This is a genomic window from Ruegeria sp. AL12 (genome assembly GCF_056540885.1).
In genome coordinates this window covers 14,465-27,685 of record NZ_JBQFXN010000011.1, presented here as the reverse complement: position 1 = coordinate 27,685, position 13,221 = coordinate 14,465, and the positions used below count along the sequence as shown (strand labels likewise).

The following is a 13,221-nucleotide window of genomic DNA, read 5'->3' as shown; positions in this document are numbered from 1 at the left end:
AATGCTCACCAGAATGTCTCCAGTTTATCCATGACTCTCTCTGCAATAAGATCGAGGGGCAGATAATAGATGTGCACGGCCCAGACTGCTGCGGGAACCCCGATCAGAATGGCCAATATGATCCCACCCCAAACGGTTCGCTGTATGATGACTTCGCCACGTGAGGGGGCATAGGGGATCGTGGCGATCGGCCAGACATCAAGCTTGCTGATCAGATCTTCGGGGCGACGTACGGACCGATTTAGGATCTCCAGCAGAACCACAAGCCCCAGCCCCAGTGCGATGCCAAAGGCAGCGCCCCCTCCGGCGATCATCAATCGGTTTGGCTTGGACGGCTCGGTTGGCGTGGACGGGTGTTCAATGACGGAAATACGCTGCCCCTGGGACGTGACCTCGATTCGTTCTCCGGTCGAGGCCTCGGCCAACCGGCTGACCGCGACATTATATTGGGTTTGAATATTGTCGTGTTCGCGCTGCAGTTCTGCAAGCGTGATGGCATTGGCCGGGGTCTGATCAATCGTCAGGGTGAGTGCGTCAAGCCGGTCCTGAAGCACGCGGCGTTGGTCTTCGAGTGCAACAATCTGTGAGTCGACCTGCGCCAGCTGCAGGTCAAGGGACGAATTGCCCGTCTGTACGTCAGGTTGCGTCGGGGCTGTTGCTTGTTCGGCAGCGACAACCTGCTCAAGCTTTTCGATTCTTGCGCGAAGCAGTTTGATCTGCGGGCTGCTCTCGGAATAGACCACGAGTTGACTGTCGAGCTGAGTCTGCAACAGACTTAGTTGCTGCTGTGCCTGGGTCTGGTTTTGCGGCGAAACCCCGACAACCTGACCCGTCGAGCTGAAGATGCTTATGAGGTTTTCCCGCTGGGCCTGGAGGGAAAATATCTGCTGATCCGTTTGTTCAAGATTGGTTTGCAATGCCCCTTGCTGAGCCAACCTGAACTGCAGACTGTCGGGGAGCGCATCGGAATTATCATTCTTGAACTCGAGAATGCGGGCGCTGCGCCTGCTTAGTTCGTTGCTCAGGCGATCAACTTCCAGCTGGAAAAAGGCCAGCGTGTCGGTCGCGCGCTCCTTGCGATACGAGACGTCCAGCTTTTGGATTTCGGTCAGATACGCGTTCAACACACCAGCTGCGATCGGACCGGTTCGCGCCTCGAAACTGATTGTCATCAGATTGGCCTGATTGAGACCGCTGGAAATCCAGATCGAGGTGTTCTTGCGCATGGCTTTGACAACCTGATCGGGGCTTGCTTCATCCTGGTCGGGCAGAACCTGAAACTCGCGCGCGATTTCCAGAAGGGTCGGACGGGTCAGCAGGCGCTGTTCGATGATCTGAAGCTGTTCCGCTGCAGGTGTCGTGACGGTGCTGGCAGCCAAATTGCCCGGAATCTGAGGCGATTCAACAATAAGGCGCATCGTCGAGACATACGTGGCAGGCAACGCTCTAGCGACAATGAATGACGCTACAGACACGATCAGGGCGACGATCAGAAAATACGGAAACCGTCTCAGGAAAATGGAAAAGTAATAGCGAACCGGGCCCATATCAGACTGTCAGCTCCTTCTCGAGTGAGTTTCCGCCAAAGAACACGCCATCTTTGACCACTTGCTCCACAACCTCTTCATCCACTTTCTCGGCCTCATTCGTCCAGGCATAAAGCAGGGCAAAGTCGCAGAACTGATTTACAAGTCGCGGAACACCGCGCGTTTGTGTGAAAATCTGCTTGCAGGCCTCTTCGGTGAACTCATCGCCTGAACCGCCAGCCGTTTTCATCCTATGTCTGATATAGGCTTTGACCGAAGACTCATCCATCCGTTCAAGATGAAAACTTGCGGCAACGCGCTGTGTCAGCTGGCGCATCTTGGGATCAAGAACCATGTCGCGCAATTCAGGCTGACCAACCAGAACAAGCTGGATCAGCTCATCCGTATTCGAGTTGATATTGGTCAGCATCCGGATTTCTTCCAACCCTTCGACGGTCAGGTTCTGCGCTTCGTCAAAGATCAGAACCACCCGCCGGCCCTCGGCATATTCCGCGACCAGGAAATCCTGCAGCGCCCGGAATATCTGTACATAGCTTGCATCCGCCTCGATCGGCAGACCCAGCGCGTGCAGGACCCATTGCAGCAGCTCTCCGCGACCGCCTTGCGCATTCGAGATCAGCCCAACCGTGATCGACTGCTCCATCTCGCTGAGGAGATGCTGTATCAGGGTGGTTTTCCCGGCCCCGATTTCCCCGGTCAGCACGGTGATGGGCGCACAGCTCATGATGCCGAATTGCAGGACCGAGTAACCGCGCTTGTGCAACGGCGACCAGTACATGAATCCGGGATCCGGAAGCAGCGTGAAGGGCCGTCGGTCAAGCCCGAAATAATCTAGATAAAACCCGTCGCTGGACGCCATTGCACCTCGGTTGCCTTCTGCCTTGTCAAACCTCGTACTGGCCCCCCGGAGATTATCCAAACTCATACTCTGAACCACCAGAAATCCCTTACACAACGAACACATCACATAAACAAAAAGTACTTGGGTACTAGTTTGTCACAAAATCAAGATAGCAGGCACCACTAAACTGCACACGCGGTGAATTGACCTTCCCACTTTCTCAATCTGAAGTGATCGGTGCGATTGTTTCCGTTGCGTCCTTATTAGGTTGACCAAAAAAGAGGCGACCAGAACCTGATGCGATCACACATTAAAAAAGATTCTAAGGGCGGAAATCAAACCTAAAGGGTGGAATTTTCGCTCATTGTGTCCCACGGGGAAACGAAAGTTCATGAATTTGCGGCCAATCAGCTGATCGTATCTTCACGATACTGTAAAAAAGCACCTGTATTCAGCGACCAGAGAACACGTTCGCCAGCATTAATGTTTTGCAAGGCAGGTGGAATTTGTTAACAGTTGGATACGGGAAAGCGGCCTCGCAAGTGAGTAAGTGCAGGGTCGAAGTGGTATAAAAATATAAGATTTTAAATATATGTGGTTGAGGTCGAGCGTGTTCGGTTCGTAAGTTTGGTGAGTGGTTCGTGAGTAATTGTGTGTGTTGGGGGTTTAAATAGTGACAAGTCATTCGAAAGAAGTGGCCAACGCTGGCGCGGGCTACTCCGGTATTTCTGTTGTGCCTGCTGCAGTGTCATATCCAGGAATATACAGAAGCGGGGGCAAGCGTCTTTTTGACATAGCGTTCGCAGTGCTTGCAGCGCCTTTTGTCGTGCCGGTGGTGCTGTTGCTGGCCGCGTTTCTTGCATGCCAGGGCGTGACTCCGTTTTATCGGCAGGAACGTGTCGGCAAGAATGGCAAAGCCTTCAAGATGCTTAAGTTGCGCACCATGGTCCATGATGCTGAAACCGTGCTTCAGGAACATCTGGCGAAGAACCCCGAAGCCCAGGAAGAATGGGACCGTGATCAGAAGCTGCGCAATGACCCGCGTATCATCAAGTTCGGAACTTTCCTGCGCAAATCCTCGATGGATGAGCTGCCGCAGTTCTGGAACGTTTTTATCGGTGAAATGTCCGTGGTCGGCCCCCGCCCGATGATGGTGAACCAGAAAGAACTTTATCCTGGAAAATTCTATACCGCCATGCGCCCCGGCCTTTCGGGACCCTGGCAGGTTTCGAAACGCAATCAGTCCACATTTGCTGAGCGTGCGTTTCACGATACCGAATATTGGAAAAGCATGTCGTTCAGTACAGATGTTTCAATCGTGTTCCAGACCATCTTTGTTGTCCTGCGCGGCACGGGTTGCTGAGAACGGGCCATGCAGCCGAACAGGTTGATTGGTTGTATGCTTTTTCCTTAAGTTTTGCAGGAGAACAGCAATGAACTGGATCGTACCTCCTATTGGCGCACGGCTGATCGCAGCTCTTTTTGCGGCGACGCTCCTGCTGAGCGCGTGCGACTCGGCCGAGGAGCGGGCCGAAGCGCATTTCCAGGCCGGGCTGGCACATCTGGAAGCCGGTGATGTAGAGCGCGCACTTGTTGAGTTCAGAAATGTTTTCAACCTCAACGGCCAGCATAAAGAAGCGCGACTGACCTTTGCCAGGGTGGAGCGCGAGCGCGGCAACATCCCGGTTGCATATGGTCAGTATCTGCGGCTGATAGAACAGTACCCAGACAACCTTGAGGGCCATCGGAGCCTTGCCGAGATGGCTCTGGAAGTGGGGAATTGGGAAGATGTCAGGCGTCACGGCGCATTGGCAAGTGCTCTGGCTCCGGATGATATCGAAATCAAATCCATCAATAATATGCTGGCTTATACAGACGCGGTCAGGGATGGGGATTTCGCAAGTGTGGACGTAGCCGTCCATAGAGCCCGCGAGATGATCAAAAGCCATCCGGAACTGATGACCGCGCGCCAGATCGTAATTGACCATCTGATCCGCGATGAGGACTGGCCGGGTGTTCTGCAGGAAACAGAGGTGGCCATAGCCACCGATCCAATGGAAGAAAGCCTTTATGGAATCCGGCTCCGCGCGCTTCAGGAACTGGATATGCCCGCAGAAATCGAGGCGTTTCTTCGGCAGATGGCCGTGACATTCCCTGACGATGAGGGCGTCGAGCAGTTGCTTGTGGAACATTATATCGATCAGGGGAATCTGGATGCGGCAGAACAGATGCTGCGGGCCGAGGTGGATCCGCTCGCTGAAGATCACATGCCGACACAGCGGTTGATCGCCTTTCTGAACGATAACCGCGACTCTGCAGCGGCAATTGCCGAGCTGGATACGATCATCGCTCAGAACGGCCCGAACACGTTCCAATTCAAGACGGTGCGTGCAGCGCTGAAATTCCGATCGGGTGATGAACAAGCCGCGATCGCCGAGATGCAGACACTGCTGGAAGGCGCGGAAAGAAACATACAGACCCGCGCTAGTGAGGCAGAATTTGCCCTCATGCTGTTCCAGGTCGGCCAGCCCGATGAAGCCCGCGCTTTGGTGGAAAAAGTCCTGTCCGAGGATGCAGCCCAGGTCAGCGCTCTCAAGTTCAAGGCGTCCTGGCTGATTGACGAGGACAAGACCGGCGATGCGATTGTGCTTTTGCGCGAAGCGCTCGGTCAGGCGCCGCGTGACCCGCAATTGATGACCCTGATGGCCCAGGCGCATGAGCGCAACGGAGACAGAGAACTGATGGGCGAGATGCTGGCGCTGGCGACGGAAATTTCGGGGAACGCACCGGACGAAACGCTGCGCTATGTCCGATTTCTGATCGCGGAAGGTGATCTGGTGATCGCCGAACGTGTTTTGGCCCAAGCCCTGCGCCAGACTCCGGAACATTCCGAGCTTCTGCTTTTGTTGGGAGAAGTATATCTGAGCATGCAGGATTGGGACCGCCTGGAAACCGTCCTTCATGCCATCAGGGATCTGGACAGCCCGGGAACACGGCGCTCCGCGAATGAGCTCAGGGCGCACATGCTGGCCGCACAGCAACGCACACAAGAGCTGACCTCTTTCTTGAACGAGCTGGCGGATGATCCCGAATTTGGCCTGCCCGCCGATATCGCGCTTGTTCGCCTGATGCTTACAAAGGGGCAGACGGCCGAAGCCTTCGCCCATCTTGACCAGTTGCTTGCAGAAGACCCGGATTCTTTGCCAATCCGCCTGATCAAAGCCCGCGCGTTGATCAGTGAAGGCGACCGCGGTGAGGCTGAGCAGCTCTACCGTGTCATTCTTGAGGAATATCCGACTACGACGCGGGCATGGATTGCGTTGCACGGATTGGCAACGGAACGGAACGCGCCCGATCAGGCTAGGGAAATTCTGACCGAGGCATTGACCAATCTGCCTGAAAACCCGGCCTTGCTCATGCTGCAGGCGACGGAGTACGAACGCAGCGGGGATCTGGACCAAGCAATCGCAACATACGAAAAGCTCTATCCGATCACCAATCGCTCTCTGATTGTAGCCAACAATCTTGCAAGCCTGCTGACAACACATCGTAACGATGAGGAGAGCCTGCGGCGCGCGCAAGTTTTGGCGCAACGTTTGCGCGGCACACAGGAACCGGTCTTTCAAGAAACATATGGCTGGGTCGCCTACCGGGTGGGAAATTATGAAGAGGCGGTCGCCTATCTTGAACCTGCGGCAGCGGCGTTCCCTGAGCATCCCCTGGTACTATATCATCTGGGGAAAACATATGCGGCTTTGGAACGGAACGAAGATGCGCTGCGTCTTCTCCATAAAGCCAGGGCTTTCAGCGGGGCTTCTACGGAAGTCGCATCATTGGTAGAGGCTGAGATTGAACAGCTGAACGCTGTACCCACCAACAGCCACTAACGCAGAGCTAATGACGCCGCTGCATTTCTGCCGCATCTTGTATGTATCAGACTCCCTGCTGATTGTTTTGCAGCTTGTGGGAAGGCATAAGTAGGAAAAAGTGAGAGATTTGAATATGCGTACAGTCATCGGGTCCTTGACCGCACTTGTCATTACCATGATCGTGGCCACCGCATCATGGGCGCAATCCTATCAAATCCAACCGGGTGATGCGCTGCAGGTTGAAGTTCTCGAAGACCCCACCCTGAATCGGACCATTCTGGTTCTGCCGGACGGGTCCATCAACTTTCCGCTTGCCGGCTCGATCCGTGCGGCCGGTCAGTCGACCAGCGGATTAAGCGCGTCGCTCTCATCGGCGTTGGCCTCGAATTTCAATACGCCGCCGACAGTCTTTATTTCAGTGGCGTCGCTGGCTCCGCCGCCGCTTCTGGGCGGACAGGCCGCATCCGGACCAACCATCGATGTTTTCATCATGGGTGAGGTCAATGTGCCCGGCAAGCATCTGGCAACCGAAGGCACAACAATTCTCCAGGTTTTGGCTCAGGCCGGTGGCCTGACCAATTTCGCGGCTCGCAAGCGCATCGAATTGCGCCGGGCTGACAGTAAAACAGGCGTGATGAGAAAATACACCTATAACTACAAAGGCTCGGGCGGTGGCATCCAAGGCAATACAGTGCTTAGACCCGGAGACGTTGTTGTCGTACCAGCACGCCGCTTGTTCGAATAGGGGCTGATACAGGTGGGGAAATCCAGGAGCAGGCTGTCCACCATTCTGGGGGGCGGGATCGCTGTCATAAGTTCGTTTACACCAGCTGTCGGGCAGCAGGCCTCGACACAGCAAACGACTGCGCAGCAAACACAAACCTCGACACAGCAAACATCCGTGCAGCAGACAACCGTCGCACCGACGGTTGTGCAGCAGACACCCAGCCAGCAACTGATCGCACAACGGGCACAACGAAACCCGGCCCGAAGGGTCGGCCTGCCGACCGGTCAGCAGATTGGGACCGGGACCGGCCTGAGTGTGACCCTGGATTATCTCTCGTCGCTCAGACATGACAGCAATCTTCGCCTGACCGATCCTTCGCTTGGGTCCACGACCTGGTGGGAGAATACGCTGGCATTGGGTATTCTGAAGCAGACCTCGGATTCGAGATTGGCTCTTGACCTTTCCGGACTGTACCGGATCGCCAATGAGCCGATTATCGGGACGGATTCCAGCTTTGCGGACCCGTCTGCCCGCCTGTCGTATCAGCGGTCGCGCCAGAACAGCCAGCTTGACCTGCTATTGGATTACCGCGAACAGGATCTGGCTTTTAATCGTTCACTGACCGACACCAATCTGGATGGCAGAATTGATGCCGCCGATGTGACCGGAACCATCGGGGATCAGGTCAACTCCTTGGGCAACCTGAATTGGCAAACCGGCCTGAATGATCCAATCGGGTTCCAATTCATCTACAGCTATAGCGAACGCACTTATACAAACACAATCGATCCGAACCTGTTCGACAACAAGTCAAGCAATTACACGGCGATCACGACATTGCGGGTGTCACCGGTTTTTCAGGCCAACTTGCGTCTCGGCTACACTGATTTCTCTGCAGAAGACAACGTGCGAACCGATGAGCAAACAACGGTTGTGACAGTTGGCGGAACCTATGACGTATCCCCTGTCACCACCGTCAGTGCGAATATCGGTTACAGTCAGGTGGATGACACGCAGCGCACAACCAATACCAACACCGTAACCGAGGATTTCGTCTGGGATTTCGCATGGAGCAAAACCCTGCCAGACGGCTCGGCGGATTTTCAGATTGACCAGACATTCGGGGTTAATGGGTCACGGATAAACGCAACGGCCGGCCGCAGTTTTCAGCGCGCCAACGGCGTGTTGAGCTTCAACGTGGGCCTGACCAGAGGACCATTCGACGAAGTCACACCGATCGGGCAGCTCGACTACAGCTATCAGCTGGCCAGTTCCCGGATCGGGGCAACGGTGCAACGCCGGGTCGGCACCAGTACGCAGAGCATAGAAACACGCGAAACACTGGTGTTTCTGACATATGACTATTTCATCAACCCGGTATCGGGGCTGTCTTTCAGTATCGATTACATCGACCAGGAAGACGAGGGAACCGGTCAACCCAACCCGCGCCAGCGCGGTACGTTCAGTGCGTCCTATACACGGGCGGTCACGAAAGACTGGGCCGTAAACGTGGGGTACCAATATGAAATGGACGATCAGAACGGCTTTAAGGCAACTTCAAACTCGGTCTTTCTGACTTTGGGCCGGCGCTTTTCTCTCAAACCCTGACGCTCATTCACGCGGTTCATGATATCGACAATCAGGACATCCCGCGCCCAATGTCCCGAAAACGGATCAAAATAGCGGGAGCTTGAGCCGTCATAATTTCAGGCCGCACCTTATTGTGCATGATGGACCGTGATGCATCACCTCGATTCGAAAAACAGCCGCAGTAATATCCTTGAAGCGGCCAGAAGAGGCTTGCCGGTCATGAACACCGTCGGGCTGTTCTGGTTTGTCCTGCTGCTGCTTGGATCGATACCCGTCTTCTGGATCGGGATCGTGTCTCTGGGCGCCGCCTGGAGCACCCCCGAATACAGCCATGGCCCGCTGATCCCGATCATCTCGCTGTATCTGTTCCTGCGTGAATTGCGGGATATGCCGCCCCCCAACCCGGTTGTGCATGATCGCTGGCCGGGCGTGCTTGTGATTGCCGCGGCCCTGATCATCGCCATTCTGGGCAACCTGGCCCGTATTCCCGATATCGTCACCTATGCCATGATCATCTGGGTGGGCGGCGTCATGCTGACCGTGTTCGGCTGGCAACGGGGCAAATACCACCAGCTGCCCGTGCTGCATCTGGTGTTCATGCTGCCGCTGCCGCAGTTCGTCTATTGGAAGCTCACGATCTTCCTGCAATGGATTTCGTCCGAGCTGGGCGTCTGGTTCGTGCAGATGGCCGGTGTTTCGGTTTTCATCGAAGGCAACATCATCGATCTGGGGGTCTACAAACTGCAGGTGGCCGAGGCCTGTTCCGGGCTGCGCTATCTGTTCCCGATCCTGAGCTTCTCGTATCTCTTTGCCCTGCTTTACCGTGGCCCGATCTGGCACAAGGTGGTTTTGCTGGTTTCGGCGGCCCCTCTGACCGTGCTGATGAACTCGATCCGCATTGGCGTGATCGGCGTGCTGGTCAATCAGCACGGCATCGAGCAGGCTGAAGGCTTCATGCATTTCTTTGAAGGCTGGATCATCTTCCTGCTCTGCGTCGCCATTCTGTTCTTGATGGCCATCGGCTTGCAGCGCCTGGCGCCGAATCCGCAACCCTTTGCCGAGACCATTGATCTGGATACCCAGGGGCTGGGTTCTGTTGCCTTGCGTATCTTTGGCATTCGCGCATCGGTGGCGCTGGCGGTTGCGGCCCTTCTGACGCTTGCGGTTTCAACCGCTTGGACTCTGCGGCCCGCTTCCGAAGTGCGGCCTGTGGAACGTGACCCGTTTGTTCTCTATCCACGGCAGCTTGGCCCCTGGTCCGGGTCGCCCACCACGTTGGATCCACAGGTTGAACAGGTTCTGGGTGCCAGCGATTACCTCAATGCCACCTATATCGACACCAGTTCGGGCGACTTCGTGAACATGTTCGTGGCCTTTTACGACAAGCAGACCGACGGCGACGGCATCCATTCGCCCGAAGTGTGCCTGCCGGTGGGGGGCTGGGAAATCTTCAGCCTCGAACCGTATGAGATCAACCCCGGCAACACGCCTTATGGCAGCTTTACAATCAACCGCGCCGTGATCCAGAAAGAGCTGTCAAAACAGCTGGTCTATTACTGGTTCGAACAGCGCGGCAAACGTATGGTCAATGATTTCCGCGCCAAGATGAGCGTCATTCAGGACGGCTTTACCATGGGGCGCACCGATGGCGCTCTGGTCCGGTTTGTGACCCCCATCCTGCCCGGCGAAACCGAAGCGGATGCGGATGCAAGGTTGCAACGTTTCATGGAGCCAAGCCTGAATCGCCTGCCGCGCTTTGTACCGTTTTAGAAAGACGGCAAGCTCGATGTGATCGCAGCGCCCTGGCCACCAGATCTTTCCCCTGAAGTCATTGCGTCCCGGGTGTCAGATGGCATTAAGCACTATAGATTGCACAATGATCTGTTACTGATATCTGAGGGATCAGGTTTTTTAGTTCTTGGTATGTGGGTGGAAATGTGCCTGCGGCAGCAATGATTACGACACTTCGACGCCGTTCACTGCGCCCGGTTCTGGCACTGACTCTGTTTGCCTGCCTCGTTCCCCTGTGCGTAACCCCTGTTCTACCGCTGACAGATTTCTACGCCCATATTGCCCGCTATTATATTCTGGCCAAGTTGCCGGACTCGGTCATGTTGCAACAGAACTACGAAGCCGCTTGGCAACCGCTGCCCAATCTCGGACTGGACATTCTAGGCACAGGTATCATGCATGTACTGCCCCCGCTTTTGGGGGCCAAGCTGATAGCGGGGTTGATCATTGCGGCCCCGTTCGCGGGTATTCTGTATCTGTCACGTGTTTTGCACGGCCAACTCTCGGTACTGACCGTTTTTTTGGCCGGTCTGGTGGCGTATAACCATATTCTGATCTGGGGCTTTTCGAATTTCCTGCTTGGATTGGGGGTTCTGCTGGGCGCTATCGGATACTGGATTGCGACACAGGGCCGGCCTGTCCGGCAATTGACCGTGACTATGTGCATAGGTGTGCTCCTGTTTTTCATTCATGGGCTGGCCTTTGCGTTGTGGGGGTTACTGTTGGGTGCGGTCGAGCTGTCACTTGCTCTTGGACCCGGTCACCCGGGGGGGCGTACCCTTTTTTACAAAGCTTCAAGGCTTGCGCTGGTCGCTGTCATACCAACCCTGTTGTTTACCCAAACGAAAACCATAAGTGCGGGAAGCACCATACCGATAGAAAGTATTCTCGCCCATGCCGAACAGGGAACATTATGGGTTCGGCTGAGCACCGAAGCCTATCTGAGAGTTGATGGCTTCCTTCGCGTGGCCGAAACCACATGGCAATCGATCGACTGGGGCTTTGGCATCGTATTGTGGGGCGTACTGATCGGCGGGCTCGTGACCGGGATATTGCAGATCGACAGACGCATGAAGCTTGCAGTGGCCCTGTGCGTGCTGCTGATCCTGATCGTACCCCCGACCCTGTTCGGTGTCGGGCATTTGGGCGAACGCATCCCGCTTTTACTTCTGGCGCTTCTGGCCGCAAGCCTGTCTCTGGCTCCCGATGTGAAATCACCGTCCCGCGAAATCGTTATTGCGATGATCGCAGGACTTTTTCTGGCACGAAACCTGGTGCTGAGCATCGGATGGTATCAGGACGGCAGAAGTTACGCCTCGTATCTTGAGGCACTGAGCAGCCATGATACGCGTAGCCTGGGCGCGGGTGCCTATGTCGAAGACGCCAGGGATCCACGCTTTTTTCGGCCCAATTGCCGACCCCTGTCCTTTCTCATGATTTTTAACGGCACCGCGATCCCCACCTTCGCCGATCCCACCCAGCACCCGCTGCACATCATCGGGCCGCTGGCCCAGGTGCAAAACGTGGTTCAGAACGTTGCCTCGGACGCACATCATACAGTGCCGTCCGCAATAACCACATTGTCAAACGCCAAAGCTGACACAATTGTCGTTTGCTCGACGGAATCGTTTCCGCCAAAGATCCAGGGATTCAATATTCTTGCGACAACCGCACCATGGATATTGTATCAAAGATCAGCTTCCAAATAATTGTGTATCCCATGATAGTGCCAGTGACCTAGAGAACCGCAGATGAGTGAGCATAATGTGCATGTGATTTCGGGGAAGCCTGCGCTGTTTATCGCAGATCGATCAGACGGGCGGGATAACAATTTCAATCTGATCCGGATCATCGCGGCCAGTCTTGTGCTGGTGTCACATGCCTATCCTCTGAGTTTGGGCGCCGAGTTCGGGCAGCCGTTTGAATCCACACTGCATGGGCTGTCGCTTGGTCTGATGTGCGTATGGGCTTTCTTTGCAATTTCGGGTTTTTTCATTACACGCAGTTTCGACCGGAACCCGTCTGCAGCATCATTCCTGATCGCCAGAGCCCTGAGGCTGTTCCCAGCGCTTGCCGTGGTAACCGTAATCACCATTCTGGTTGCCGGGCTTCTGTTAACACAAGCGCCCCCTTCTGTTTTTTGGGGCGAAGCCGGCAGCTACTTCATCCGCAACATACTGTTGTTCAAACTGCAATACACATTGCCAGGCGTGTTCGAATCCAACCCCTATGGTGCCGCGATCAATGGCTCGCTCTGGTCTCTTTCATACGAGGTCACCTGCTATGTGGGCGTCCTCTTATGTGGCTTGCTTGGATTTTTGGGAAACAAAAAGATTTTTGCCGGTCTAACGCTGTTATTCCTGTGTTTCTATACAATCATCGTCGTATTCATTGACGTGAATCCAAGGATCGAGGTCCTCACAAGGCTTGGTCTGCCTTTTCTGTCGGGAATGGTTTTTTACATCTGGCGCCGGCACATACCATTGTCCTGGTCGCTGCTGGCCCTGTCCGCCGCGTTGTCCTTTATGGCCTGGTTCACACCACTGTTTCTACCTGTCTTTGCGATCAGCCTGTCTTATGCCGTGGTTTTTGCCGGCTATGTCAAAATCCCGCTTCTCTTGCGCTACAACAAGCTTGGCGACTATTCCTACGGGGTCTACATCTACGCGTTCCCGATCCAGCAACTGGTGGCGCAGTCTGGCGTCGTGACGCCAGTCATCAACATGGCGATGTCTTTCCCCCTCTCCCTGTTATGCGCGGTCCTGTCATGGCACTTCATTGAGGCTCCGGCCATGAAGCTTCGGTTTCCGAGGAAAGCGCATGGGCAGGCAGGAACAAAACAAGTAGCAAAGTAGC

Annotated in this window: 9 protein-coding genes; 7 read left to right on the top strand and 2 right to left on the bottom strand. The window is 55.1% G+C overall.

Annotated features, from left to right (window positions below):
• Positions 1-5: 5 nt before the first annotated feature.
• Both ACR0C6_RS19055 and ACR0C6_RS19050 read right to left on the bottom strand, forming a co-directional pair.
• A complete protein-coding gene (locus ACR0C6_RS19055; protein WP_171331829.1) occupies positions 6-1,547 on the bottom strand; it encodes a GumC family protein in 1,542 nt (513 codons plus the stop codon).
• 1 nt (position 1,548) lies between these two features.
• Positions 1,549-2,406 (bottom strand): ExeA family protein, encoded by an 858-nt coding sequence (locus tag ACR0C6_RS19050; protein WP_171120590.1) that lies wholly within the window; start codon positions 2,404-2,406, stop codon positions 1,549-1,551.
• Between the two features lie 655 nt (positions 2,407-3,061).
• On the opposite strand from ACR0C6_RS19050, the gene ACR0C6_RS19045 reads away from it, so the two are divergent.
• The 7 genes from ACR0C6_RS19045 to ACR0C6_RS19015 all read left to right on the top strand — a co-directional run bounded on the left by ACR0C6_RS19045 (position 3,062) and on the right by ACR0C6_RS19015 (position 13,220).
• Complete coding sequence (locus ACR0C6_RS19045) at positions 3,062-3,751, top strand: sugar transferase (RefSeq protein WP_371809364.1); 690 nt, start codon at positions 3,062-3,064, stop codon at positions 3,749-3,751.
• A 70-nt stretch (positions 3,752-3,821) separates the two neighbouring features.
• Positions 3,822-6,275: a tetratricopeptide repeat protein gene (locus ACR0C6_RS19040; protein ID WP_171331831.1), complete on the top strand. Its 2,454-nt coding sequence runs from the start codon at positions 3,822-3,824 to the stop codon at positions 6,273-6,275.
• A gap of 115 nt (positions 6,276-6,390) precedes the next feature.
• On the top strand, positions 6,391-7,002 hold the full coding sequence (locus ACR0C6_RS19035) for a polysaccharide biosynthesis/export family protein (RefSeq protein WP_170346999.1): 612 nt from the start codon (positions 6,391-6,393) through the stop codon (positions 7,000-7,002).
• Positions 7,003-7,158: 156 nt separating this feature from the next.
• On the top strand, positions 7,159-8,592 hold the full coding sequence (locus ACR0C6_RS19030; RefSeq protein ID WP_171233832.1) for a hypothetical protein: 1,434 nt from the start codon (positions 7,159-7,161) through the stop codon (positions 8,590-8,592).
• A 201-nt stretch (positions 8,593-8,793) separates the two neighbouring features.
• Positions 8,794-10,344, top strand: a complete 1,551-nt coding sequence (xrtD, locus tag ACR0C6_RS19025) for a VPLPA-CTERM-specific exosortase XrtD (RefSeq protein ID WP_480620687.1) — start codon at positions 8,794-8,796, stop codon at positions 10,342-10,344.
• Positions 10,345-10,526: 182 nt separating this feature from the next.
• Positions 10,527-12,074 (top strand): hypothetical protein, encoded by a 1,548-nt coding sequence (locus ACR0C6_RS19020; RefSeq protein ID WP_171331833.1) that lies wholly within the window; start codon positions 10,527-10,529, stop codon positions 12,072-12,074.
• Between the two features lie 42 nt (positions 12,075-12,116).
• Complete coding sequence (locus tag ACR0C6_RS19015; RefSeq protein WP_171331834.1) at positions 12,117-13,220, top strand: acyltransferase family protein; 1,104 nt, start codon at positions 12,117-12,119, stop codon at positions 13,218-13,220.
• The last annotated feature ends 1 nt before the right edge of the window (position 13,221 follow it).